The organism is Leifsonia aquatica H1aii, assembly GCF_000633535.1.
GTDB classification, from domain to species: domain Bacteria; phylum Actinomycetota; class Actinomycetes; order Actinomycetales; family Microbacteriaceae; genus Leifsonia; species Leifsonia aquatica_A.
Genome location: NZ_AYMR01000016.1, coordinates 1 through 24,976, shown reverse-complemented (window position 1 = coordinate 24,976; position 24,976 = coordinate 1). Strand labels below are relative to the sequence as shown.

Sequence of the window (24,976 nt, the reverse complement as noted above, 5' to 3'; positions counted from 1 at the left end):
GACCGCTATCCGGTGGTGCGCGGCTGGAGGGCCGGGGCGCCGGGGCGCGAGAGAGTGAGCACGGCCTCCGTGATGTGCGGGTCGCGTTCGAGGTCGTCCTCGACGATGGACAGATCGGATGCGACGTCCGACTCCCGGTCGTTTCCCACGAGGTCGACGGCCGCGACGAGGAAGAGACGCTCCGGACCCACGAACTCGAGGTGCAGGTAGGTGACCTTCTCGACCTCGGGGTGGCGCAGGAGGCCCGCGAGCACGGCCTGATGCGCGCGCTCGGGGGCGGGCTCGCCGAGCAGGAAGCGGCGGTTGCGGTCGATCAGCACCACGGCGACGACCGCGAGGAGCACCCCGACCAGGATCGAGCCGAGGGCGTCGAAGACCGCCTGCCCGGTGAGCTGGTGCAGCAGGATGCCCGCGAAGGCGATCACGAGCCCGATCAGCGCGGCCGCATCCTCGGCGAACACCGCACGCAAGGTCGGATTGGAGGTCATGAGCACCTGCTCGACCGTGCCCGTCCCGCGCTCGGACGCCAGTGCGTGCGCCTGCCGGTAGGACTGCAGGAACGAGATCCCCTCGAACACGAACGACACGGCGAGGACGAGGTAGGCGATCAGGTAGTCGGCCTCCGGCTCGTTCGCGCCCAGTTCGGACACGCCGTGCATGATCGACACGACGGCCCCTGCGGTGAACAGCCCGACCGCGGCGAACAGGCTCCAGACGTACGACTCCCGGCCGTAGCCTCCCGGGTGCGCGTCGTCGCGGGGGCGGGCGGCCGAGCGCTCCGCCTGCAGCAGGAAGATCTCGTTGCCCGAGTCGGCCCACGAGTGCGCGGCCTCGGCCACCATCGAGGCCGATCCGGTCAGCACGGCCGCGACGGTCTTGGCCACCGCGACGAGCACGTTCGCGCCGAGGGCGAGGATCACCGTGAAGACGCTGGAGGATTCCCGCTTCGAGGCCATGGCGGCCACGATAGTCCCCGTCCCCCCGCTGAGATTCGTGCCGAATGTCGACTATCGGCGCCTGATTTCGCACATTCGTTACGAATGTGCAGGGCGGGAACGACGAAGGCCCCGATCGTGAGACCGGGGCCTTCTGCTGTGTCCGAGGGGGGACTTGAACCCCCACGCCCTATACGGGCACTAGCACCTCAAGCTAGCGCGTCTGCCATTTCCGCCACCCGGACGGGTGTTTCCGGCCTCCGGACGAACCGGCTGCCGAAGAAAGACATTAGCACGGATGTCGGGGCCGGATTCACATCGGCCGAGCATCCCGGGCGTGGCGCGTCACTCGCCGTCACCGCGCGGGCGTCGCGGCCTCGGCGCCGGGTAGCGTGGAGGTCATGACCGACGACTCCACTCGCGACGACTCCACGCTCGACGAGACCGCGATCATCGCCCGCGATCTGATCCGGTTCGACACGACGAACTATGGGGAGGGGAAGTCCAACGGCGAGACGGATGCCGCCGAGTACGTGGAGGCGCGACTGGCCGCACTCGGCCTGAAGCCGCAGCTGTTCGACTCCGACCCCGGTCGCACCAGCGTCGTCGCCCGGGTGCCCGGCCGCAACGCCGACAAGCCCGCCCTCGTGGTGCACGGCCACCTCGACGTCGTGCCCGCCGACCCGCGCAACTGGAGCGTGGACCCCTTCGGCGGCGTGATCAAGGACGGCCTGCTCTGGGGTCGCGGTGCGGTCGACATGAAGAACATGGACGCGATGATCCTGACCGCGGTCGGCGACATCCTGAACGCGGGGGAGCAGCCCGAGCGCGACCTGGTCGTCGCGTTCTTCGCCGACGAGGAGGACGGCGGCCGTCGCGGCTCGCACCACCTCGTCGACCACCACCCCGAGCTGTTCGCCGGTGCGACGGAGGCGATCAGCGAGGTCGGCGGGTACTCCATCGACCTGGCCGGCAGACGCGCCTATCTGCTGCAGACGGGGGAGAAGTCCCTGGTCTGGATCAAGCTGATCGCCCGCGGCCGCGCCGCGCACGGCTCCCGCCTGATCCGCGAGAACGCCATCACCCGGCTCGCGGAGGCGGTCGTCGCCCTGGGTCGCACGGACTGGCCGATCCAGCTGACCGCGACCACCACGCGGCTGATCGACGAGCTCGGCCGGCTGCTCGACGTCGACCCCGAGCGGGTCGGACCGGACGAGGTCGTCATCCGCACCGGCACGGCCGCGGGCTTCATCCTCGCGACCCTGCGCGCCACGACCAACCCGACGCTGCTCGAGGCTGGCTACAAGCACAACGTCATCCCGGACACGGCGGAGGCGCTCGTCGACATCCGCACGCTCCCGGGCGACGAGGACCGCGTGCTCGCCGAGGTGCAGCGCCTGATCGGCGACGACGTGGAGATCCAGATCATGCACCGCGACATCGGCCTCGAGGCGGAGTTCGGCGGCGAGCTCATCGACGCGATCACGGGCACCCTCGAACGGCACGATCCGGGAGCGCCGGTGCTGCCCTACCTCCTCTCCGGGGGCACCGACAACAAGGCGCTGAGCAAGCTCGGGATCACCGGCTACGGCTTCGCGCCGCTGCGGCTGCCGAAGGACCTCGACTTCCCCGGCATGTTCCACGGCGTCGACGAGCGCGTGCCGCTCGACGCGCTAGTGTTCGGTAGGGCCGTGCTCCGGGATCTGCTCAGCTCGTACTGAGTCGCCCGCGGACCGCCCTCCGCCCGCCCGACCGAACCTCCCGGAAAGCGACGCATGGAGTTCATCAACGCCCTCATCCTCGGGCTCGTCCAGGGACTGACCGAGTTCCTCCCGATCTCGTCGAGCGCGCACATCCGCATCGTCGGCGAGCTGCTCGGCACGGGCGCCGACCCGGGCGCGCGGTTCACCGCGATCATCCAGCTCGGCACCGAGGCCGCCGTCCTGCTGTACTTCTGGAAGGACATCACGCGGATCGTCTCGCGCTGGTTCCTGGCGCTGTTCGGCAGGATCCCGCGCAGCGATCCGGACGCGAAGATGGGCTGGCTGGTCATCCTCGGCAGCATCCCGATCGTGGTGCTCGGCCTGTTCTTCCAGGACGCGATCGAGACGACCTTCCGCTCGCTCTGGATCGTCGCGACGACCCTCATCGTGTTCGGCATCCTGCTCGGCATCGCCGACTGGGTGGGGTCGAAGACCCGCCGGCTCAAGGAGCTCACCTGGGGCCACGGCATCATCTTCGGCTTCGCGCAGGCACTCGCGCTCATCCCGGGCGTGTCGCGCTCGGGCGGCACCATCACCGCCGGGCTCTTCATGGGCTATCAGCGCCGCGCCGCCGCCCGCTACTCGTTCCTGCTGGCGCTGCCCGCCGTGTTCGGCAGCGGCTTCTACCAGCTCTACAAGGCGATCAAGGAGCCCTGCACCGAGGCGCTCGCGAAGGCGGGGACCTGCACGGTGGAGGTGTTCGGCCCGGCCGAGACCGCGGCGGCCACCCTGGTCGCCTTCGTCGTCGGGCTCGCCGTCATCGCCTTCTTCATGGGCTACATCTCGCGACGCAGCTTCCTGCCGTTCGTGATCTACCGCGTCGCCCTGGGCGTGCTGCTGATGATCCTGCTCGGCACGGGCGTGCTCGCGGCCTGAGTCGACCGCGGGTCGCGCTCAGCCGCGGCGCGGGTCGCGCTCAGCCGCGGCGCGGGTCGCGCTCAGCCGCGGCGCGGGTCGTCCGGCGCGCGTCCGGCCGTCCCGCCGTCGCGGCCGTCCTTGCCGTCGCGCCGGCGCAGGTAGCGCTCGAACTCCTGCGCGATCGCCTCGCCGCTGGCTTCGGGGGAGTCGACCGTGTCGCGGGCCTGCTCGAGCTGCTGGATGTATGCCGCCATCTCCTCGTCGTCGGCCGCGAGCGCGTCGATGCCCGCCTCCCACGCCGACGCCTCCTCGACCAGGGACCCGCGGGGGATGGTCACGTCGACCAGCTCCTCGAGCTTGTCGATGAGCGCGAGCACGGCCTTGGGGCTGGGTGCGTTGTGCACGTAGTGCGGCACGGACGCCCAGATCATGATGGTCGGGATGCCGACGTCCTCCGCGCCCTCGGCGAGCGCGCTCAGGATGCCGACCGGCCCCTCGTAGGTGGAGCGCTCGACCCCGAGCTGGGCGCGCACGGAAGCGTTCTCGCTCGACGCGAACACGGAGATCGGGCGGGTGTGCGGCACGTCGGCGAGCATCGCGCCGAGGAAGACGATCGCTCCCACGTCCGCGGCGAGCGCCACGTCGATGATCTCGGCGGTGAAGCTGCGCCAACTGCGGGAGGGCTCGGTGCCGACCAGCAGGAAGATGTTGCCGGCGTTGTCGCCGGTCACGCTCAGTTCGGCGTCGTCGGCCAGGTCTTCCGGGATGTGCCCCGGGATCGCCGGCCCGTAGACGATGGCGGACGGCCAGACCAGGCGGCGGCGCCCGTCCTCCTCCTCGACGACGGGGCGGTTGAACTGGAAGTCGAAGTAGAGCTCGGGGTCGACCTCCGCCACGGGCACGACGTCGAGCTGCTCCTTGAGCGTCTTCACCGCCCCGCTGGCCGCTTCGCCGGCGTCGTTCCAGCCTTCGAAGGCGACCACGAGGATGCGCCCGTCGAGAATGCTGTCTGCGTCAGTCACTGAGCTCTACCTGGTCCTCTCCATGCGACCGTTCGACCGCCGTCCCTCCAGAATAGGCCCGAGCGGGTACCGATAGACTTGTGGCCCGTGACCTCACCGCTCCCCGCCACCGCCTCCGACCGTTCGCTCCTCCCGGCCGCCGTGCTCTGGGACATGGACGGCACCCTCGTCGACACCGAGCCCTACTGGATGGCGTCGGAGGAGGAGCTGGTCTACTCGTTCGGCGGGTCCTGGACCCACGACGACGCCCTTCTGCTCGTCGGGCAGGGCCTCTGGACGTCCGCGGAGATCCTGCGCTCCCACGGCGTCGACATGGAGGCCGACGCGATCGTCTCCTGGCTGACCGACCGGGTGCAGCACAAGCTCGAGACGGAGGGCGTCCCGTGGCGGCCCGGTGCGCGGGAACTGCTGTCCTCGCTGCGCGAGCGCGGCGTGCGCACGGCCCTGGTGACCATGTCGGTGCGCCGGATGGCGGAGCAGATCGTGGCGCAGATCCCGTTCGACGCGTTCGACCTCATCGTCAGCGGCGACGAGGTGGAGCAGCCGAAGCCGCACCCGGCGCCTTACCTGCGGGCCGCCGAGCTGCTGGGGATCGACGCGCGCGACGCGGTCGCGATCGAGGACTCCCTGGTCGGCCTGGCGTCGGCGGTGGCCTCCGGCGCGACGGCCATCGGCGTGCCGCACATCGTCCCGCTGCCGGAGTCGGACGAGCACACCCTCTGGACCACCCTGGACGGCCGCACGGCCGATGACATCGCCGCGGTCGTCGCGGCGCGCACGCAGACCCCGAAAGCGTAGAGACCCGATGAACGAGACCCCCCGCAGCTCCGGCCCGTTCCGCGCGGGAGACCGCGTGCAGCTCACCGGCCCCAAGAACCGGATGAACACCATCACGCTGGTGCCCGGCAAGCTTTTCCACAGTCACCGCGGCGTGCTGGAGCACGACGCCGTCATCGGTCTGCCCGACGGCTCGGTCGTGACGAACAACGCCGGGGTTGAGCATCTCGCGCTCCGTCCGCTGCTCACCGACTTCGTGATGTCGATGCCGCGCGGTGCCGCGATCGTCTATCCGAAGGACGCCGCGCAGATCCTCGCCCTGGCCGACATCTTCCCGGGCGCGACCGTGGTCGAGGCCGGCGTCGGGTCCGGCGCGCTCTCGCTGTGGATCCTCCGCGCGATCGGCGCCGCGGGCCGGCTGCACTCGTTCGAGCGGCGCGAGGAGTTCGCCGAGGTCGCCCGCGACAACGCGGCCACCTTCCTCGGCGCCGACCCGGACAACTGGACGGTCACCGTCGGCGATCTGCAGGAGGCGCTCCCCGCCACTGTCGAGCCCGGCACCGTGGACCGTGTGGTGCTCGACATGCTCGCGCCGTGGGAGACCCTGGACGCGGTCACCACGGCCCTCAAGCCAGGCGGTGTGGTCATCTGCTACGTCGCGACCGTCACCCAGCTCTCCCGCGTCGCCGAGGCGATCCGCGCAACCGGGCACTACACCCACCCGCAGTCGAGCGAGACGATGGTCCGCGGCTGGCACGTGGAGGGTCTCGCCGTCCGTCCGGACCACCGGATGATCGCGCACACCGGCTTCCTGCTCACGGCGCGCCGCCTGGCACCCGACACGGTGCTCCCGGAGCTGAAGCGTCGCCCGTCGAAGAGCGACTACTCCGACGCGGACGTCGAGGCGTGGACACCGGGCGCGCTCGGCGAGCGTCAGTCCAGCCCGAAGAGCCTGCGGAAGCGGGTGCGGGAGGCCGCCACCAGCGCCGAACTGTCGAAGGCCCGCGACCGTGCGGACGAGGACGCCCCGACCGTCGACTAGCATGAGGAGGTCGTGAGGTCACGCACCTCCGGCCTCCCCACCGATCGCATCGAAAGAGGACCCGTGCGCAGAGCTACCGCACTCGTCGTGGCCGCCGGCCTGCTGGCCGTCGCGCTGACCGGCTGTTCGTCGAACCCGAACGCGAGCTGCGACGGGGCCCTCCCGTCGGGCAAGGCCTCCGACCTGGTCACCGCGACCGGGAAGCTCGGCGGCACGCCCACGGTGAAGGTGCCCGCGCCGATCGACACCACCACCTCGCAGCGCACGATCCTCACCGAGGGCAGTGGTGAGAAGGTGCAGCGCAATCAGATGCTCGAGGTCACCTACACCGTCGTGAACGGTGCGACGGGCGAGGTCGCGGGCAGCAGCTCGGCGAAGCAGCTCTACGCGACCGGCACGGATGCGGTCAGCAAGGGCCTGCTGTGTGCGCCGGTCGGATCGCGAGTGGCGATCGTGGTCTCCCCGAAGGACTCCGGCGCCGACACGGGGTCGGGTACGCCCTCCCCGTCGCCCATCTACGTCATCGATGTCGTCAAGGCCTACCTCTCGGCGGCCGACGGGGCGGTTCGGCCGTCCGTCTCCGGCTTCCCGACCGTGGTGCTCGCGCCGACCGGTCAGCCGGGCATCACCATCCCGTCGTCCGGCGGGGCGCCCACCACCGTGCGCAGCGAGCTGCTGAAGGCCGGCGACGGCGCCGAGGTGAAGAAGGACAGCCAGGCGATCCTCCAGTACACGGCCGTCGGCTGGGAGGAGAAGAACGTCGTCACGAGCAGCTGGACGAGTTCGCCCGACCTCGTCGACATCGCCAGCGGACAGAGCTCCCTGCAGAACCAGAGCAGCTCGGTGCTGCCGCAGTCGATGCTGAAGGAGCTGGTCGGCCAGAAGGTCGGCTCGCAGGTCGTCATCGAGACGCCCAAGGACGGCAATTTCCCGGCGGCCGCCTGGGTGGTCGACATCCTCGGAGTGCGCTAGCGCGACTAGGATGGACGGGTGTCCCGTTCCGCGTCTTCGCCCTCGCGCGTCCCCGTCGAGGAGCGGTTGTTCAGCCTGGTGCTGGCGCTGCTCGCCACGGAGACGGGGCTGACGAAGAACGAGATCCTGTCGACCGTGCAGGGCTACCGCCAGCGCTTCGCCGCGCACGGCGACAACAGCAGCCTGGAGCGCCAGTTCGAGCGCGACAAGGACGACATCCGCGAGCTCGGTGTCCCGCTGGAGACCGTCGAGTCCCCGGAGGCGTCCGGCAACAACCAGCTGCTGCGCTACCGCATCCCGAAGGGTGCGTACGACCTGCCGCAGGACGTGGCGTTCTCCCCGGAGGAGATCACCCTGCTCGGCCTGGCCGCGACGGTCTGGCGCGAAGGATCGCTGTCGGGCGAGTCGCGGCGCGCCCTGATGAAGCTGCGCTCCCTCGGCGTCGAGGCCGACGAGCCGATCGTCGGCTACGCCCCGCGGCTGCGGGTGAGGGAGGCGGCGTTCGAGCCGCTCAGTCAGGCGCTGGAGCGGCACGCGATCGTCCAGTTCCCCTACCTCAAGCCCGGTGAGACCGCGTCGCGGCTGCGCACGGTGGCACCGCTCGCGCTGGTGCAGCACCAGGGGCGCTGGCACCTGCAGGGCATCGACCAGGAAGCCCAGGGGTCGCGCACCTTCCTGCTGTCGCGCATGGTCGGCCCGGTGAAGGTCACGAACCGCACGTTCGAGCCGGAGGGCGACGGCTTCGCGGAGCGTGCCCTCGCCGACCTCGACGTGATCTGGGAGGCGAACGTCGCCGAGATCCGGGTCGACGCGGGAACCGACGCGGCCACGCGATTGCGCAAGCGCTACGGCGACGCCGTGCCCACGACCGGTGACGGCGAGGCGTTCACCCTCACCGTGAACTTCTCCGACATCAACGTCCTGGCCGATCAGCTGGCGGGCTTCGGCCCGGAGGTGCTGGTCGTCTCGCCGCCCGAGCTGCGCGCCCAGGTGCTGGACCGGCTGCTCGCCACTGCGCGGGCGCACGGAGCGGGGGAGGAGCACGATGGCTGAGCGCCGCCGGCCGATGCAGGCGCAGGACAAGCTCGCGTTCCTGCTCGCCCTCGTGCCGTACCTGATGGATCGCGACCGGGTGAGCGTGGCCGAGGCCGCCGCCCACTTCGGCGTCGAACCGGAGCAGCTCCGCGATGCGGTGCGGCTGATCGCGGTGTCGGGCGTCCCGGGGGAGACGAACGCGTACCAGCCGGGCGATCTCTTCGACATCGCGTGGGACGACTTCGAGGACAACGACCGGATCGTGCTCACCCACCAGGTCGCCATCGACGACTCCCCGCGCTTCTCGGCACGGGAGGCGGCCGCGCTCATCGCCGGGCTGCAGTACCTGACCGCGCTGCCCGAGAACGCCGACCGCGACGTCATCGGCTCGCTGATGGCGAAGCTCGCGCGGGGCGCGTCCGCGGCGCCGAGCGAGGTCGCGGTCGCACGCTCGGAAACCGACGAGGCCCTGGCGGTGATCCGCGATGCGGTCATGGCCGGGACCCGGCTCGACTTCGACTACCGCAACTCGCGCGGCGAACGCGAGCGGCGCCGCGTCGACCCGCTGCGGGTGGAGTCGATCGACCAGGACTGGTACCTGCGCGGGTGGGACCACGCCCGGACCGCCCTGCGCACCTTCCGGCTCGACCGCATCGAGGGGCTCACCGCCACCGACGTGCCGATCGCGTACAGCCCCGGCGATGTGACCCTCCCCGAGACCCTCTTCGAGGGCACTCCCGACGATCAGCTGGTCACGATCGAGGTGTCGGCGTCGGCGATCCCGCTGATCGAGGATTACATCCCCGAGGGGGCGGAGCGCCGCGAGCACGACGGGGTCGTGCGCACCAGCGTGCGTGTGGCCCACTTCCACGGGCTCAAGCGTCTGGTCGGCGGACTCTCCGGCGTCCTCACCGTGCTCGACCCTCCCGAGGCGCGTCGCGTGGTGGCGGAGTGGGCCGCGGCCGGCGCGGCACGGTACCGGTAGGATTCCGAGATGCCGTGGTGGTCGTGGTTGGTCATCTGGACCGTGCTGGTGCTCGGTCTGCTCGGCATGCTCGCCGCGTTCGCCTGGAGCCTGTTCCGCAAGCTCATGGGGGCGGTGGATGAGGCGTCCGCCCTGCTCGAGAAGGCGGACGTGCTGCAGTCCCGCGTTGACGACCTGCGGGAGGAGGCCTTCCATCCCGCCGTCTTCGCCGACGCCGCGGAACTCCGCGCCGAACGCGCCCAGGCGCGGGCCGACCGGGAGTTCGCAAAGCAAGCTCGCAGGGACGCCCGGGTGCGGCGCGGTAAGCTTCTCATCAAAGCGGACCCCTCGCGCTTTGAATTCGTGACTCGAAGGACTTCATAATGCTCGGTGGACTCACCGGATGGCATCTGCTCATCATCCTCGCAGTGATCCTGCTCCTCTTCGGCGCGCCGAAGCTTCCCGCCCTCGCCAAGAGCATCGGTCAGTCGATGCGCATCTTCAAGGGCGAGGTCAACGAGATGAAGAAGGACGGCAAGGACGCCGACGCTTCGTCCGAGACGGCTGCGTCCGACTCGTCGGCTGAAACCAAGCCGAAGCCGTAACGCGGTGGCCTCCACCAAGCGAGGCAAGAACCGCGAAGGGCGGATGTCGCTCGCAGAGCACTTCGTCGAGCTTCGCAAACGCCTCTTCCGGTCGGCGATCGCCCTTCTGGTCGGCGCCGTCATCGGCTGGTTCCTCGCCGATTTCGTCATGGACGCCCTGCGCGGGCCGATCACCCAGATCGCCGAGCAGCAGGGCCGCGACGCGACCCTCAACTACGACAGCATCACCGGTGCCTTCGACCTGAAGATGCAGGTCGCCGTCACGATCGGCGCCATCATCTCGAGCCCGGTCTGGCTCTACCAGATCTGGGCGTTCTTCGTTCCGGCGATGACCCGGAAAGAGCTCAAGTACGCGTTCGGCTTCTTCTTCACCGCGGTCCCGCTGTTCATCGCGGGCGGTGTCGTGGGCTGGTTGCTCGTCCCGCACATCGTCAGCCTCCTCACCAGCTTCGCGCCGGAGCAGGATGCCGCGATCATCGGGGCGAAGACGTACTTCGACTTCATCATGAAGCTCGTGCTCGCGGTCGGCATCGCCTTCGTGCTGCCGGTGTTTCTGGTGCTGTTCAACTTCATCGGCATCCTGAGCGCCAAGTCGATCATCGCCTCGTGGCGGTGGGCGCTCATCCTGATCGTCCTCTTCACCGCGATCGCCACGCCGGCGGCGGACGTGCTGTCGATGTTCCTGCTCGCGATCCCGATGGTCGGCCTGTACTTCGCCGCGTACGGCGTGGCGTGGCTGCACGACCGCCGCGTGGCGAAGAGCGCGGATCGGCTGGAGGCCGAGCTGGCGGCATAGTCTGGTCGGGTGACCGACCAGCAGCTCTCCCCGGCCGAGCGTTTCGCCGCCTCGCGCCAGCGCGCCAGCCAGCCCGTGCTCGAGACCTTCCGCGCCGGGCTGCGCTTCGACCTCGACCCGTTCCAGCGGGAGGCGTGCGCGAGCCTGGAGGAGGGTCGCAGTGTGCTCGTCGCCGCGCCCACGGGCGCGGGGAAGACGATCGTCGCCGAGTTCGCGGTCTTCCTGGCGATGCGCGAGGCCAACGCGAAGGTGTTCTACACGACGCCGATGAAGGCGTTGAGCAACCAGAAGTTCCAGGAGTTCGTCGACGCCTACGGGCCCGAGTCCGTCGGGCTGCTCACGGGCGACACGAACATCAACTCGCACGCGCGCATCGTGGTCATGACGACCGAGGTGCTGCGCAACATGCTCTACGCGGACTCCGACCTCCTCTCGGATCTGGCGTTCGTGGTGATGGACGAGGTGCACTACCTCGCCGACCGGTTCCGCGGGGCCGTTTGGGAGGAGGTCATCATCCACCTGCCGTCCGAGGTGCGGATGGTCTCGCTCAGCGCCACCGTCTCGAACGCCGAGGAGTTCGGCGACTGGTTGCAGGCCGTGCGCGGAGACACCGATGTGATCGTCTCGGAGGAGCGTCCGGTTCCGCTGGAGCAGCACATCCTGATGCGCTCGAAGCTGATCGACCTGTTCGACTCGTCGGGCCTCGCGGCGACCAACCGCGTCAACCCGGAGCTGGTGCAGATGGCGCGCTACGGCGGCCGGGTGCTCAGCAGCAGGCAGACGCGGGACGTCGGCCGCTACCACTCGAAGGGCGGCCGGCCGGACTCGTTCCGGATGGAGCGGGCGGCGTTCGTCGAGCTGCTGCGCGAGCGCAACCTCCTTCCGGCGATCTTCTTCATCTTCAGCCGCAACGGCTGCGATGCCGCGGTGCGGCAGACCCTCCGCTCGGGGGTGCGCCTGACCGAGCGGCACGAGCGCGACGAGATCCGCGCGATCGTGGAGGAGCGCTGCCGCACGTTGCTCGACGAGGACCTGGCGGTGCTCGGCTACTGGGAGTGGCTGGAGGGTCTGGAGCGCGGGGTGGCCGCTCACCACGCGGGCATGCTCCCGGCCTTCAAGGAGGTCGTCGAGGAGCTGTTCCGCCGCAAGCTGGTCAAGGTCGTCTTCGCCACCGAGACGCTCGCGCTCGGCATCAACATGCCCGCGCGCACCGTCGTGCTGGAGAAGCTGGAGAAGTTCAACGGCGAGGCGCGGGTGCCCATCACGCCGGGGGAGTACACGCAGCTGACCGGCCGCGCCGGCCGCCGGGGGATCGACGTCGAGGGGCACTCGGTCATCCAGTGGGAGGACGGCCTCGACCCGCAGTCGGTCGCCTCCCTCGCCTCCCGCCGCAGCTACCCGCTGAACTCGAGCTTCCGGCCCACGTACAACATGGCGGTGAACCTGGTCGACCAGTTCGGGCGGCCACGCACCCGGGAGATCCTGGAGTCGTCCTTCGCGCAGTTCCAGGCGGACCGCGCCGTCGTCGACCTGGCGCGCAAGGTGCGGCAGCAGGAGGAGTCGCTCGCCGGGTACGAGGAGGCGATGACCTGCCACCTGGGCGACTTCCGCGAGTACTCGCGGATCCGGCGCGAGCTCACCGACCTGGAGCGCAAGGGCGCCAAGCTGGACAACGTCTCCCGCGCCGACCGCGACAAGCGGCAGCGACAGCTGGCGGCGCTGCGCAAGCGGATGAAGGACCACCCCTGCCACCGCTGTCCCGACCGGGAGAAGCACGCACGCTGGGCGGAACGCTGGTGGACCCTCAAGCGCGAGACGGATCGGCTGAGCGCGCAGATCCAGTCGCGCACCGGCGCGGTCGCGAAGGTGTTCGACCGCGTCTCGGACGTGCTGCTGGAGCTCGGCTATCTGGTGGAGGACGAGGGCACGACGGCGCTCACCGTGCACGGGCGCACGCTCAAACGGATCTACGGCGAACGTGACCTGCTCGTCGCCGAGTGCCTGCGCCGCGGCGCGTGGAAGGAGCTCGACGCCCCCAGTCTCGCTGCGATGGCCTGCGCACTCGTCTTCGAGCCGCGGCGCGACGAGGGGCTCGCGCACGAGCGGTCGCTCCCGCGGGGCGCCTTCCGGCCGGCGCTCGAGCGGACGATCGACCTGTGGAGCCGACTGGACGATCTCGAGCGGGAGAACCGGCTCCCGGGCAGCGAACCGCCGTCGACGACGCTGTCCCTGGCGATGTACCAGTGGGCGCGCGGCGGCGCGCTCGACGCGGTGCTGCGCGAGGCGGACATGGCGGCGGGCGACTTCGTGCGCTGGACCAAGCAGACGATCGACCTGCTCGACCAGCTCTCCCTCGTCGCGCCGGGGAACGTGGGCCGCACGGCCCGTCAGGCGCTGGATGCGATCCGCCGAGGAATCGTGGCGTACTCCGCGGTTGCCTGAGCGGCGCCCCGAGCCGGATGCTTTAGGCTCTCCCTTCGTGACCCGAACGCCGCGCGCCCCCCTTCCGCTCTGGCTCGCGGTGCTGATGGCGATCGCCGCCGGGCCGGTGCTGGACGCGGGCTTCCCGGACAAGGACTGGTGGCCGCTCACCTTCGTCGGCATCGCCATGGTGCTGCTCGCACAACGCGGTCGCCGGGCGGGCTCCGCGTTCCTCGTCGGCTGGCTGGCGGGGGAGTCGTTCTACCTCGTCCACGTGGCGTGGACCGCGCTCTACCTCGGTCCCGTCCCCTGGGTGGCCCTGTCGACCCTGGAGGCGCTGTTCTGGGGCGTGGGCGGCATCCTGATCACGCTGGCCTACCGCTGGGTGCCGAAGGCCTGGCCGGGCGTCTGGGGGCGGCTGGGGCTGCTGACGGTGATCGTGTCGGGGCTGTGGGTGCTGCGGGAGTACGTGACCGGCTCCTGGCCGTACGGCGGCTTCTCCTGGGGCCGGGCGGCCGAGTCCCAATCGGAGAGCCCGTTCGCGCCGCTGGCGGCCTGGCTCGGGATCTCCGGCCTGAGCTTCGTGATGGTCTGGCTCGTCGGCCTGATCGTGGAGCTGGGCTTCGCGATCGATCTGCGCCCGCTCGGGCGCGCCGTACTCGCCCTCGGGGCGGTCGCGCTGGTGCTCGCGATCCCCGCCTGGCCGACGCCGACCCACGGCACCACCCGTATCGCCGCGGTGCAGGGGAACGGACCGGCGGGATACTTCGACGATGCCCCCGTCGGCGCCGTGCTGGACGCCCAGGTGGCCGCGACACTCAAGATCGCCGATCAGAAGGCCGACATCGTGGTCTGGCCGGAGGGTGCGGCGATGCCCGACCCGACGCGCGACCCGTCGTCCGCGGCGATCCTCGACGCCCTCAGCCGCAAGATGGACGCGACGTTCGTGGTCGGCACGATCACCTACCGCGACGGCAAGTACTTCAACACCTCGCTGCAGTGGGAGGCGGGCAAGGGCGCCGTCGACTACTACGACAAGAAGCGCCCGATCCCGTTCGGCGAGTACGTGCCCGACCGCGCGTTCTGGCGCCCGTTCGCACCCGATCTGATCGATCTGATCGGCCGGGACTACACGCCCGGGACGCGCGACAACGTCTTCGACATCGACGGCGTGCGCGCCGGCATCTCGATCTGCTTCGACATCGTCGACGACCAGCTGCTGACCGACATGATGCGGGGCGGCGCGCAGGTCATCCTGGCGCAGACCAACAACGCCGATTTCGGCGAGACGGACGAGAATCAGCAGCAGCTGGCCATCGCACGGCTGCGGGCGATCGAGTCCGGCCGGGCGCTGGTGAACATCTCGACGGTCGGCAGCAGCCAGATCATCGGCCCGGACGGTCGCACGATCGCGGAGATCCCTCCGTTCGCGCCGGGCAGCATGATCGCCGACGTGCCGCTCGGGACCACGACCACCCCGTCGACGCTGCTGAGCCGGGGCATCGAGTTCCTCGTGGCCGGCCTCGGACTGTTCGGCCTCCTGGTCGCCGTCGGCGGCCGCCGCAACCCGGCCCCGGACGTGAGAAGGCCGCTCCCACCGATGCGGTGAGAGCGGCCTCTGGTCGTCGTGCGGGGTCAGGCGCTGTGCTTGCGCTCCCCGGTGCCGCGGCGCGCCCGCAGATACTGCAGACGCTCCTCCAGCAGTTCCTCCAGCTCGGCGCGGGTGCGGCGCTCCAGGAGCATGTCCCAGTGGCTCCGCGGCGCCTTGACGTCGGAGTGGTCGACCTCGACAGGGGTGTCGCCGACGAGCAACCGGGCCTCGTGTCCGCAGTGGCGGCACTCCCAGGTGTCGGGTGCATCGGCTTCGGCCGAGAACACGGTCTCGGTCTCCTTGCCGCATTCGGGGCACAGGTAGGTGTAACGGGTACGCGGAGAGTAAACCACGCCTTCTTCGCTCTGTAAGCTCTGGGCGCCGAGTCTCATTCCGCGCAAACTGCGATCTGCCATCGTGTGGTCTCCTCTTCGCGCGAATCCTCACTGTTATAAACCGTCAAGCTGGGGATTGTCTTTCCGGGACGCCCGTTCTCCCAGGACGCTCACAGTGTCCCAGAAGACTCACAGCCGCCACCGAGGCTGGCGGGTGCGTCAGCGGGAGGCGATCAGACTCGTCAGCAGGTCGCAGCGGTCCGTCACGATGCCGTCGACGCCGAGGTCGAGCAGACGGCGCATGTCGGCGGGGTCGTTGACCGTCCAGACATGCACCTCGCAGCCCGCGGCCTGGATCGCCCGGACCGTACGTGCGGTGACGACGCGGACGGGACCCTGCCGCTCGGGGACCTGGACGGCCGCGAAACCACGGAGCGCTCGACGGACCAGCGGCCGCAACCCGGCCTTCGCACCCAGCAGCGCCGGCACCATCTCCGGCACCGACGGCGACACCGCGACGCCCGGGAGCGCCCGTGCGACCGCCTCCCTGCGCCTGCGGGAGAAGCTCGTCACGAGCACGCGCTCGGTCGCGCGGGCGTCGCGGATCGCCTCGACGGTGGAGGCCGCAGCGCGGGCGTCCTTGATGTCGATGTTGACGCGTGCCTCGGGGAAGGCGTCCAGCGCCTCCGCCAGCGAGGAGAACGTCTGACCATGTCCGAGGTCCACCCGGCGCAGCTCGGCCATGCGCAGGTCGGCGACGAGCCCGGGGATGCCCGCGACCCGGGCGAGCTCGGGATCGTGGCTGATCACGGCCACGCCGTCGGCGGAGGCGTGCACGTCCGTCTCCAGGTGCGTCGCCCCGGCCGTCAGTGCGTTGAGGAAGGCGAGCAGGGTGTTCTCGGGCGCGTCGAGGGCGAGCCCGCGGTGCGCGATGACGCGCGGGCCCCGTCCGCTCAGGAAGCTCACGCCGGGGGAGCGGGCGGGCCGCTCTCTGCGGCAGCGGCGGCGGCCGCTGCGCCCTTCTCTCCGAACGCCTGGCCGATGCCCTTGAGCGCCTCGGTCAGCTCGCTCGGGATGATCCACAGCTTGTTGGCCGGACCCTCGGCGATCTTCGGCAGGGTCTGCAGGTACTGGTAGGCGAGCAGCAGGTTGTCGGGGTTCCCCTCGTGGATGGCTCCGAAGACCGTGGTGATGGCCTTCGCCTCACCCTCCGCTCGGAGCACCGCGGCCTTCGCGTCGCCCTCGGCACTGAGGATGGCCGCCTGTCGGCGTCCCTCGGCGTTCAGGATCTCGGATTGCTTGTTGCCCTCCGCAGTGAGGATGACGGCACGACGGTCCCGCTCGGCGCGCATCTGCTTCTCCATGGAGTCCTGGATGGAGAGGGGCGGGTCGATCGCCTTCAGCTCGACGCGCGATACGCGGATGCCCCATTTGCCGGTGGCCTCGTCGAGCACGATGCGCAGCTGGCCGTTGATGTTGTCGCGGCTGGTCAGCGCCTGCTCGAGGTTGAGCCCGCCGACCACGTTGCGGAGCGTGGTGGTGGTGAGCTGCTCGACGGCACCGAGATAGTTCGCGATCTCGTACGTCGCCGCGCGGGCGTCGTTGACCTGGAAGTAGACGACGGTGTCGATGGAGACGACGAGGTTGTCCTCGGTGATCACCGGCTGCGGCGGGAACGAGACGACCTGCTCGCGCATGTCGATGAGGGGCCGCACCTTGTCGACGAAGGGCACCACCACGTTCAGTCCGGGATTGAGCGTCTTGTGGTACCGGCCGAGCCGTTCCACGACGCCGGCGCGCGCCTGCGGGATGATGCGGATCGCCCGGAACAGGGTGACCAGCACGAAGATCACGATGATCGCGATGATCGCGATCACCACCACGGTCGTGACCACTTGGCTGGAATCGTTCACGACGCACTCCTCTCGGTGATGCCGTCGGCGCCCGAGGGCACCGGGGCAGGGGTGACGACGGCTGTCGCACCCTCGATGGACACGACCACGACGTGCTCGCCCGGCACGAGGTCCGCCGGCGGGGCCGCGACGACGGCTCCGTCCGCTGCGGTGGCGAGCCGCGCGGTCCAGGTCTCGCCGATCGCGAGCTTCACCAGTCCGCCGGTGCGGGACACGGTCGAGACCACCAGGCCGCCCATGCCGATCAGCGCGGCGACGTTGCTCTTGGCCGGATCCCCGCCGCGCTTGAGCATGCGCAGCAGCGGGGGTCGGATGAAGAAGAGCAGGAGGATCGAGAGCACCGCTGCGATGATCAGCTGGCCCCACCAGGGGGTGCCCACGAGACCGGACACCAGGCCGCCCACACTGCCGACCGCGATCATCAGGAAGACGAAGTCGAGCGTGAGCATCTCGATGATGATGAAGACCAGGATCAGCACCAACCAGGCGATCCAGGCGAAGGATGTGATGTCCATGATCGGGCCCCCCTTCCTTGCGCGTCCTGACTAGACGTTATCAGGTGCGGACCGCGCGGACGGGAACCCACTTGGTAGTCTCAGGATGCAGTTTTCCGCACACTCTAGGAGTCTTCCGTGTCCAATCCCCTCGCCCCCGGCTCGCTCGCCGGTACGCGCGCCCTCGTCACCGGTTCGTCCCGCGGGATCGGCGCCGACACCGCGCAGTACCTCGCCGAGGCCGGTGCGAACGTCGTCATCAACTACCGCAACAAGGAGGCGCGCGCGGTGAAGCTCGCGGACTCCCTGCGCGCGGGCGGCGCCACGGTGCTCACCGTCGGGGCGGACCTGACGGACCCGGCGTCGGTCGGCACGATGTTCGACACGGTCGCCGCCGAGTGGGGCGGCCTCGACCTGCTGGTGCTCAACGCCTCGGGAGGCATGGAGTCCGGCATGGCCGAGGACTACGCCATGCAGCTGAACCGCGACGCGCAGGTCAACGTGCTGAACGCCGCCCTGCCGCTGCTCGGCTCGGGTTCGCGGGTCGTCTTCGTGACCAGCCACCAGGCGCACTTCATCCGGACGACACCGACCATGCCCGAGTACGAGGCCGTCGCCCTGAGCAAGCGGGCGGGGGAGGACGCGCTGCGCGCCCTGCTGCCGACGCTGGAGGAGAAGGGCGTCGAGTTCGTCGTCGTCTCCGGCGACATGATCGAAGGCACGATCACGGCGACGCTGCTCAACCGGCTCAACCCGGGCGCGATCGACGCTCGCAAGGAGGCGGCAGGCAAGCTCTACAACGTGAGCGAGTTCGCTGCCGAGGTGGCCGCGGCCGCGGTCGATCCGATCCCGGAGGGCCACACGCGACTCGTCGGCGACACGTCCAGCTTCCTGCCGGTCGACGAGTAAGGGGCCTGCCGTGAAGTCCACCGACCTCGAATTGCTGACCGGCGTCTCGACCCCGACTGTGCACCCCGGAGGCGGGCGCGCCGTGGTGTCGGTGACGCATCCCTCGTTCGCCGCCGACGCGGCCGTGGGACAGCTCTGGACCATCCCGCTCACCGGCCACGCCGCCCCCCGGCGGCTGACCCGCGGGTTCCGGGACTCCGCGCCGACGTTCTCCCCGGACGGCCGCTTGCTCGCCTTCGTCCGTTCGGCGCCGAAGACGGCGCCGCAGATCTTCGTGGTGGACGCCGCCGGCGGCGAACCCGTGCAGGTGACCGACCGGAAGCTCGGCGTGTCCGCCTTCGTCTGGGCGCCGGACGGCCGCTCGCTCGCGTTCGTCAGCCGCGAGCCGGAGCAGGGTCGGTACGGGACGGTCGAGGGGATCGACGCCGGTGCCGAGCGCCCGCGTCGCTTCGACATCCTGAACTATCGCGCGAACGGTCTCGGCTACATCACGGACCGCAGGGCGCACCTGTTCCTCGTTCCGGTGCCGGAGGTCTGGGCCGAGCCCGCGATCGTCCCGGTCGCCGACTACGACGGGTCGACCGCGCCGGCGCCCGCGGTCGCCGAGCCGCTGCAGCTGACCGACGGTCCCTGGGACGACGGGTCTCCGGCGTTCTCGCCCGACGGCAGCACGCTCGCGTTCGTCTCGGCCCGTCACGCCGGACGCGACGGCGATCTGCGCGAGAACGTGTTCCTGCTGCCCGTGGGGGCGGAGGGCGCCGCCGGGGAACCGGTCGACGCCACCGGTGCGCACGGCGACTTCTCGGTCGCCGAGCTCGCGTACGGACTCGACGGCGTGCTGTTCTTCACCGCTCAGGAGGTCGGGGAGAGCGGCCGCGACTTCGTCGGGCGCAACGCGTCGCTGTACGCGATCGACCGAGCCGGTGCGGCTCCGCGCCGCCTCACCGACGCGGAGACCCAGGACTTCACCGAGTCGGACATCGTCGCCTACCGCGACGACTCGGTGCTGGTGCGCGACCGCAGCCGCGGCGCCCTCGTGCTCACCGAGGTGGCCGTCGACGGGACGACCCGGCGGCTCACCGACGACACCACCGTGGTGAACGGCGTCGGCGTCGCCGGCGACGTGGTGGTGCTGAGCGTGGCGGACGCCGGCACCGCCGGTGACGTCGCCCTGCTCGGAGAGGACGGCGTGCGGCGCCTGACCGACTTCTCCGCTGCGCTGCGCGCCACGGGGATCGTCGCGCCGCGCGAGCTGACCGTCACCGCGCGGGACGGCTACCCGGTGCACGGCTGGGTCGTCGTGCCCGAAGGGGAGGGCCCGCACCCGGTCCTCCTGAACATTCACGGCGGTCCGTTCGCCGCCTACACCGGTGCGCTGTTCGACGAGGCGCAGGTCTACGCGGCGGCCGGGTACGCGGTCGTCATGTGCAACCCGCGCGGCTCGGCGGGCTACGGCCAGGAGCACGGGCGCGTCATCCGCCAGCGGATGGGCACCGTGGACCTGACCGACGTCCTCGACTTCCTCGACGGGGCGATCGCTGCGACCCCTGGTCTCGACGGCGACCGTGTCGGGATCCTGGGCGGATCGTACGGCGGCTACCTCACCGCGTGGACGATCGCGCACGAGCACCGGTTCGCCGCTGCGATCGTCGAGCGCGGCTTCCTCGACCCGGAGGCGTTCGTCGGCACCAGCGACATCGGCAGCTTCTTCGGCGACGAGTACACGGGCACAGACCCCGCGCTGATCCGCTCGCAGAGCCCGCAGGCCGTGGTCGGCGACGTGCGGACTCCGGCGCTGATCATGCACTCGGAGCTGGATCTGCGCTGCCCGCTGCCGCAGGCGGAACGCTACTACGCCGCCCTCAAGCGCAACGGCGCCGAGACCGAGCTGGTCGTCTTCCCGGGCGAGGATCACGAGCTGAGCCGCAGCGGACGCCCGCGTCACCGTCGGGAGCGGTTCGACATCATCCTGGACTGGTGGGCCACGCACCTGCCGTCCGCGCGCAACAGCGCCTGACGGGAGCAGCCTCCACCGATGACGACGGCCCCGCCTCTTCCCGAGGCGGGGCCGTCGTCGCGTGTGCGGGAAGCGGCGGCTATTCGGCCGACGTCGTCAGCACATCCCGCCCGAAGGTGAAGGCGCGCACGATGCCGATCGCCCCGAGGACGATGAGCGAGATCGCCGCGAACAGGATGAGGAACTCGGCGGAGGAGGCCGGGAGCACCAGGACGACGATGCCCGCGAGGATGCTCAGGATGCCGAACGCGATTGCCCAGCCCGAGTTCGGGGTGCGACCCGACTCGGCCAGCGCCATGACGCCGTCGATGATCCAGCCGACACCGATGAAGGCGACGGCGAAGATCACGAGCACGGCCGCAGCCGTCGCGACGTTCTTCAGCGCGACGACGCCGGCGATCACCAGCAGCACCCCGAGCAGGATGTTGAGCGTGCGCAGGCCACCGCCGATGCCCTTGCTGAAGATGCCGATGGCCAGGCGCATGACGCCGGCGACCACGAAGTAGATCCCGAGGAAGACGGCCAGCACGGCGATGGTCTTCACCGGCCAGAACAGCAGGACGATGCCCAGCACGACGGCCACGGCGCCGGTGATGCCGATCGTCGCGCGGATGCCGTTGATCGCGGAGCGGGTGAGGTTCTTGGCGTCGAGCGCGAAGTCGTGCAGGACGGTGTCGACGGGATCGGTGGCAGACATCGGGTAACCCTTTCGGTGTGTGGGCCGCGCAAGATGCGTCCCGTGCAGAACAGTAGCGCCCCAGCCGTGCGGCGCGGCGGCAGGGGCGGCCCGCGCGTGTCCTCCTGCTCGCCTGGTGGTCACGACACGCCGCCAGGCGCTCCATCGTGGCGGCGTGTCGCGACCACTGGTTCAGATGCGTCAGCCGTACGCGAGGTAGCGGGCCGGCTTGCCGTCCTCCCGCAGCTCGAACAGCGGCGTGAGACCGGAGGCGTCGAGGACGGCGAGCTGGTGCGTGACGAGCTTGCTGGTGACGTACACGGTCGAGTGCAGCGACCAGTCCTCGCGGAACCACGAGCGGAGCGCGCTGAGCAGCTGCGCGTCGAGTGGGCGTGCGTTCGATGGCGCCGCGCGTACCCAGAAGTAGACGACCGCGTCCACGTCCTCCCACGTCTCGTCGTTCAGGGGCGTCACGTGCGCCGCCGCGAGGAAGGCCGCCTCCGTGGGGAACACGTACACGCAGCCCAGGCACGCGACGTCGTCCGGATCGCGAATCGTGAACGTGAAGGCCCGACCCTCCTCGTGCCGCCGGGCGAGCCCCTCCAGATCGGCTCGATTCGCCTCGACGGTGAAGTCGTCCGCGGGCCACCCTGTCTGCTCCCATTCTCGGAGCAGGTCGCGCGTCGCCATCACGGCGTCGTAGTCCGCAGCAGCATCGTCCACGGTGATCGGACGCACGGCGAACTCGGTGGAGCGCAGGCCGGAAGGGACGGCTTCGCCCGGCGCAGGTAGCGGCACGGTCACCTCCGGGGGTCGTCGACGCGGGATCGGGCCCAGCGTACGCCCGGAGGGTACGGCGCACGTCGGCGCGGTGCGGCGGAGCCGAGCCAAGCGGAGCCACCATCGATGTGTGCGTTTACAGTTGTTTGTAGACGTATATATTGGTCACTATGACGGAGTTCGTGAGTGTGAATGAGGCCGCCGAGGAGCTGCGAGTGCAGCCGCGGACGGTCCGCGACTACATCCGTTCCGGTCGTCTCCGGGCGGCGCGGATCGGTAAGCAGTACCGGATCCGGGTCGAGGACCTGCAGCTGTTCGCCGGGGGAGCGGTGCCTCGCGCCGACGCCGGCACGGCCGTCGCGGCGCTCCCGGGTGGGCGACCGGCCGTGGACCAGGGGGTCGGGGCGTCCCTGGCCACCGTGATCCTCGACATCGACACCCGGGATGTCGCGTCCGCTGAGCGCGTGACGACCCTGGTGGCGTCGCGCGGTTTCGGCGCGGGCGTCGACGTGCACCTCTCGACCATCGCGGGGTCGAGCGTGTTGAAGGTCGTCCTCACCGGTGCCGTGGGAGGCGTTCTCGACACGGCGGCCGCTGTCCGTCGTGTTCTGGAGCTGACCCATGACTGAGCTCGCGAGCGCGTTCCGGTCGGCCGGCGGTGAGCGGGAGGTCCGGCGAGCCTTCGACGCGACGGTCGCTCGGCTGGCTCCCGCCGCGGAGCACCTCCGGTTGGAGACGTCGTCCGGTGTGGTCCACGGTCTCGCGGCGGGTCCGGTCGGGGCGCCGCCCGTCGTCCTCCTGCACGGTTCGGGAGCCACCTCCATCGGCTGGGCGGCAGAGCTCGCCGACCTCGGCCGTGACCACCGGGTGATCGCGCTCGATCTGCCGGGTGAGGCCGCGTCGGGCCCGGGGGAGCGGCTCCCGCTGGAGCCGGGTGTGCATGCGGCATGGCTGATGGAGGTGCTGAATGCGCTGGCCGTGGCGAACCCGATCGTCGTGGGGGAGTCGCTCGGCGGGTGGGTCGCGCTGGATGCGGCGACCAGCGACCCGGACTCCCTCCGTGGCGTGCTGTTGCTGTCTTCCAGCGGTATTGGGCCGCGCCGGGTGGCACCGTTGATCGTCGCGGGACTGCTGGCCGGAGCCGGGGAGTCCGGCCGGACGCGGGCGCTCCGTTACCTCACGGGACCGCATGGCGCGCGTCCCGCGGCGGCGGCCGGGTCGTCGTCGGAGCTCACGGCCTTGGCGCTGACGACGTTCGCGCACTTCCGTCCGCGGACCGACGCACTGCCGGTCTTCTCCGACGAGACGCTGGGCCGCAGCACGACGCCGGTGCGTGCCGTCTTCGGTGCGCGCGATCGGATGCTCGACGGGCGCGCTGCTGCCCGCCGCGCCCGCGTTGCGATCCCGGGTGCCGAGGTGGAGCTGCTCGACGGGGTCGGCCACCTGATCCCGGGCCGCGCCGACCGTGTCGCCGCCTTCGTACGCACGGCGTCGGGTTCGTAGGGGGCCGCGGGGCGTGGCGTTCCGGCGCGTGGAGTCCCGGGCGCCGGGTCCCGGTGCGTGACATCCGTGTGGGGGAGGCTCAGTCTGCTCGGTCGCGGCCGTGGTCACCGACTCGGTCGTCGTCGTCATCGTCGTCGTCGTCGAGGAGCATGCCGACCGAGGTGGCGCACGCGTCGCCTCGCCAGGCCTCGATGCCCTCGCGGATCGCGAAGACTGCGATGACCAGCCCTGCGAGCGGGTCGGCCCACCACCAGCCGAACAGGCTGTTCAGCAGTAATCCGATCAGGACGGCGGCCGACAGATAGGTGCAGATCAGGGTCTGCATGGAGTCGGCGACGGCGGTCGCGGAGCCGAGCTCGCGTCCGGCGCGGCGTTCGGCGAGCGACAGGAACGGCATGATGACGACGCTCAGTGCGGTGAGGGCGATGCCGATCGGGGAGTGGTGCACGTCGACGCGAGCGAGCAGCGTCAGCAGCGCCCCGCCGGTGACATAGCCCGCCAGCGCGAAGAACGCGACGGCGATCACCCGGAGCGTGGGCTTCTCCCAACGCTGCGGGTCGCGGCGGGTGAACTGCCACGCGACGGCCGCCGCCGAGAGGACCTCGATCGTCGAATCCAGCCCGAACCCGATCAGTGCGGCCGACGACGCGGCGCTCCCGGCGGCGATCGCGACGACCGCCTCCACCAGGTTGTAGCCGATGGTCACCGTGACGATCCAACGGATCCGGCGGCGCAGGACGGCGGTGCGGGCGGTGGCGGCGGGGTCGGTGATCGTCACGAGAATGATAGTAAAGCAAATGCTGTATTAAAAACCAGGGGAGTGCCGGTGGGAGCGGCGTGCGGCTACTCGACGTCGATGGTCGTGCCGTAGCCGGCGCAGGAGCCCGACCCGCTGTCGGCGCAGTCGTCGTACGCCGTTCCCGTGACGGCGATGTAGGCGGTGCCGTGTGGGAAGTCCGCCGGAACCGGCACGGTCGCCGTGAAGGAGCCGTCCGGCTTCACCGGAGCGTTCACGGCCTGCGTGGTCGATTCCCGATGCGTGAGCCGCAGTGTGTATGTGTGCGCGGACGAGTACCCCAGGTCGCACGATGCGGCGGTGCTCGAGACGGTGACCGTGGAGCCGGCGGTGACCGTGGAAGGCGTCGCCGTGACAGCCTCCGGGAAACATGTCGGCGTGCGCGCGCATCCACCGACCATGAGTGGCAGCACGGCGACCGCGAGTGCCGCACACGCGGCAACGAGACGTCGGTGAGCCATTCTTCCTCCATCGGAGATGCGCGGGCACGTGCGAATGCGTTGCGCCCACACTATTGGCCGGGGGTGCCGGAACTCATCGACCGAACTCCATTCTTAGTGCGCTGATAATGCACATTATGTCAGGTCGTGCGGTGACGACGCGTCTCCTGCTACTGTCGTAGAGCTTTCGCGTAGTTGGTCGAGGAACGATCGACCAGCCGATTTGGGGGATCTTCGGGGATGTTGAGGCGGGGTTCTACTGCTGTGTCCGTGAGCGGGCGCGGCAGCGTGAGTGTGGCCGTGCTGGCGATCGTGTTGACTCTGGGTGTCAC

General features: G+C 70.3%; 26 protein-coding genes and 1 tRNA gene. 16 read left to right on the top strand and 11 right to left on the bottom strand.

Annotated features, from left to right (window positions below; all coding sequences use genetic code 11):
• Positions 1-5: 5 nt before the first annotated feature.
• Together U870_RS0115400 and U870_RS0115395 are read right to left on the bottom strand one after the other, a co-directional pair.
• On the bottom strand, positions 6-956 hold the full coding sequence (locus U870_RS0115400) for a cation diffusion facilitator family transporter (protein WP_025158273.1): 951 nt from the start codon (positions 954-956) through the stop codon (positions 6-8).
• Positions 957-1,095: 139 nt separating this feature from the next.
• A tRNA-Leu gene (locus U870_RS0115395) sits at positions 1,096-1,180 on the bottom strand.
• 156 nt (positions 1,181-1,336) lie between these two features.
• Here U870_RS0115395 and U870_RS0115390 point away from each other — a divergent pair.
• Together U870_RS0115390 and U870_RS0115385 are read left to right on the top strand one after the other, a co-directional pair.
• Positions 1,337-2,656 carry a M20/M25/M40 family metallo-hydrolase gene (locus U870_RS0115390; RefSeq protein ID WP_025158272.1) on the top strand — a complete coding sequence of 440 codons (1,320 nt, stop codon included), beginning with the start codon at positions 1,337-1,339 and terminating at the stop codon, positions 2,654-2,656.
• A gap of 54 nt (positions 2,657-2,710) precedes the next feature.
• The gene (locus U870_RS0115385; protein ID WP_025158271.1) at positions 2,711-3,574 is read left to right on the top strand and encodes an undecaprenyl-diphosphate phosphatase; all 864 of its coding nucleotides are present in this window, start codon (positions 2,711-2,713) and stop codon (positions 3,572-3,574) included.
• 62 nt (positions 3,575-3,636) lie between these two features.
• Here U870_RS0115385 and U870_RS0115380 read toward each other — a convergent pair whose 3' ends face one another.
• Positions 3,637-4,578 carry a proteasome assembly chaperone family protein gene (locus tag U870_RS0115380; protein ID WP_025158270.1) on the bottom strand — a complete coding sequence of 314 codons (942 nt, stop codon included), beginning with the start codon at positions 4,576-4,578 and terminating at the stop codon, positions 3,637-3,639.
• 87 nt (positions 4,579-4,665) lie between these two features.
• Between U870_RS0115380 and U870_RS0115375 the strand changes: the two genes are divergently transcribed.
• From U870_RS0115375 to lnt, 10 genes are all read left to right on the top strand, one after another.
• On the top strand, positions 4,666-5,376 hold the full coding sequence (locus U870_RS0115375; RefSeq protein ID WP_275886606.1) for an HAD family hydrolase: 711 nt from the start codon (positions 4,666-4,668) through the stop codon (positions 5,374-5,376).
• Between the two features lie 7 nt (positions 5,377-5,383).
• The gene (locus tag U870_RS0115370; RefSeq protein WP_025158268.1) at positions 5,384-6,397 is read left to right on the top strand and encodes a tRNA (adenine-N1)-methyltransferase; all 1,014 of its coding nucleotides are present in this window, start codon (positions 5,384-5,386) and stop codon (positions 6,395-6,397) included.
• Positions 6,398-6,460: 63 nt separating this feature from the next.
• Positions 6,461-7,369, top strand: a complete 909-nt coding sequence (locus tag U870_RS0115365; protein WP_025158267.1) for a hypothetical protein — start codon at positions 6,461-6,463, stop codon at positions 7,367-7,369.
• 18 nt (positions 7,370-7,387) lie between these two features.
• Complete coding sequence (locus U870_RS0115360) at positions 7,388-8,422, top strand: helix-turn-helix transcriptional regulator (RefSeq protein ID WP_025158266.1); 1,035 nt, start codon at positions 7,388-7,390, stop codon at positions 8,420-8,422.
• Entirely contained in the window at positions 8,415-9,389 is a 975-nt protein-coding gene (locus tag U870_RS0115355; protein ID WP_025158265.1) for a helix-turn-helix transcriptional regulator, read from the top strand. Before U870_RS0115360 ends, U870_RS0115355 begins: the two co-directional genes overlap by 8 nt.
• 9 nt (positions 9,390-9,398) lie before the next feature.
• The gene (locus U870_RS0115350) at positions 9,399-9,752 is read left to right on the top strand and encodes a hypothetical protein (RefSeq protein ID WP_025158264.1); all 354 of its coding nucleotides are present in this window, start codon (positions 9,399-9,401) and stop codon (positions 9,750-9,752) included.
• Positions 9,752-9,973, top strand: coding sequence for a Sec-independent protein translocase subunit TatA (gene tatA, locus U870_RS0115345; RefSeq protein ID WP_025158263.1), 222 nt, complete (start codon positions 9,752-9,754; stop codon positions 9,971-9,973). The genes U870_RS0115350 and tatA overlap by 1 nt, the downstream gene beginning before the upstream one ends.
• A 43-nt stretch (positions 9,974-10,016) precedes the next feature.
• A complete protein-coding gene (tatC, locus tag U870_RS0115340) occupies positions 10,017-10,769 on the top strand; it encodes a twin-arginine translocase subunit TatC (protein WP_025158262.1) in 753 nt (250 codons plus the stop codon).
• A 9-nt stretch (positions 10,770-10,778) separates the two neighbouring features.
• Positions 10,779-13,211 carry a DEAD/DEAH box helicase gene (locus U870_RS0115335; protein ID WP_025158261.1) on the top strand — a complete coding sequence of 811 codons (2,433 nt, stop codon included), beginning with the start codon at positions 10,779-10,781 and terminating at the stop codon, positions 13,209-13,211.
• Positions 13,212-13,248: 37 nt separating this feature from the next.
• The gene (gene lnt / locus U870_RS0115330; RefSeq protein ID WP_025158260.1) at positions 13,249-14,799 is read left to right on the top strand and encodes an apolipoprotein N-acyltransferase; all 1,551 of its coding nucleotides are present in this window, start codon (positions 13,249-13,251) and stop codon (positions 14,797-14,799) included.
• A gap of 26 nt (positions 14,800-14,825) precedes the next feature.
• On the opposite strand, the gene U870_RS0115325 is transcribed toward lnt, so the two are convergent.
• The 4 genes from U870_RS0115325 to U870_RS0115310 form a co-directional block, all read right to left on the bottom strand.
• Complete coding sequence (locus U870_RS0115325; RefSeq protein WP_025158259.1) at positions 14,826-15,197, bottom strand: RNA polymerase-binding protein RbpA; 372 nt, start codon at positions 15,195-15,197, stop codon at positions 14,826-14,828.
• Positions 15,198-15,335: 138 nt separating this feature from the next.
• Positions 15,336-16,082, bottom strand: a complete 747-nt coding sequence (locus U870_RS0115320) for a glycerophosphodiester phosphodiesterase (protein ID WP_025158258.1) — start codon at positions 16,080-16,082, stop codon at positions 15,336-15,338.
• Entirely contained in the window at positions 16,079-17,029 is a 951-nt protein-coding gene (locus U870_RS0115315) for an SPFH domain-containing protein (RefSeq protein WP_025158257.1), read from the bottom strand. The genes U870_RS0115320 and U870_RS0115315 overlap by 4 nt, the downstream gene beginning before the upstream one ends.
• A complete protein-coding gene (locus U870_RS0115310) occupies positions 17,026-17,544 on the bottom strand; it encodes an NfeD family protein (protein ID WP_025158256.1) in 519 nt (172 codons plus the stop codon). Before U870_RS0115310 ends, U870_RS0115315 begins: the two co-directional genes overlap by 4 nt.
• 117 nt (positions 17,545-17,661) lie before the next feature.
• Here U870_RS0115310 and U870_RS0115305 point away from each other — a divergent pair, with 117 nt between their 5' ends.
• A complete protein-coding gene (locus U870_RS0115305; RefSeq protein WP_025158255.1) occupies positions 17,662-18,432 on the top strand; it encodes an SDR family oxidoreductase in 771 nt (256 codons plus the stop codon).
• Between the two features lie 10 nt (positions 18,433-18,442).
• A complete protein-coding gene (locus tag U870_RS0115300; protein WP_025158254.1) occupies positions 18,443-20,449 on the top strand; it encodes a S9 family peptidase in 2,007 nt (668 codons plus the stop codon).
• A 79-nt stretch (positions 20,450-20,528) separates the two neighbouring features.
• Here the strand turns inward: U870_RS0115300 and U870_RS0115295 are convergent, their stop codons facing one another.
• Positions 20,529-21,146 carry an HdeD family acid-resistance protein gene (locus tag U870_RS0115295; RefSeq protein WP_025158253.1) on the bottom strand — a complete coding sequence of 206 codons (618 nt, stop codon included), beginning with the start codon at positions 21,144-21,146 and terminating at the stop codon, positions 20,529-20,531.
• Between the two features lie 180 nt (positions 21,147-21,326).
• Complete coding sequence (locus U870_RS0115290; RefSeq protein WP_240183720.1) at positions 21,327-21,923, bottom strand: N-acetyltransferase; 597 nt, start codon at positions 21,921-21,923, stop codon at positions 21,327-21,329.
• Between the two features lie 152 nt (positions 21,924-22,075).
• On the opposite strand from U870_RS0115290, the gene U870_RS0115285 reads away from it, so the two are divergent.
• Positions 22,076-22,534: a helix-turn-helix domain-containing protein gene (locus U870_RS0115285; RefSeq protein ID WP_025158251.1), complete on the top strand. Its 459-nt coding sequence runs from the start codon at positions 22,076-22,078 to the stop codon at positions 22,532-22,534.
• On the top strand, positions 22,527-23,408 hold the full coding sequence (locus U870_RS0115280) for an alpha/beta fold hydrolase (RefSeq protein WP_025158250.1): 882 nt from the start codon (positions 22,527-22,529) through the stop codon (positions 23,406-23,408). The genes U870_RS0115285 and U870_RS0115280 overlap by 8 nt, the downstream gene beginning before the upstream one ends.
• Positions 23,409-23,487: 79 nt before the next feature.
• Here the strand turns inward: U870_RS0115280 and U870_RS0115275 are convergent, their stop codons facing one another.
• Positions 23,488-24,186, bottom strand: a complete 699-nt coding sequence (locus tag U870_RS0115275) for a cation diffusion facilitator family transporter (protein WP_240183719.1) — start codon at positions 24,184-24,186, stop codon at positions 23,488-23,490.
• Positions 24,187-24,251: 65 nt separating this feature from the next.
• A complete protein-coding gene (locus tag U870_RS0115270; RefSeq protein WP_025158248.1) occupies positions 24,252-24,665 on the bottom strand; it encodes a hypothetical protein in 414 nt (137 codons plus the stop codon).
• Positions 24,666-24,976: the final 311 nt, after the last annotated feature.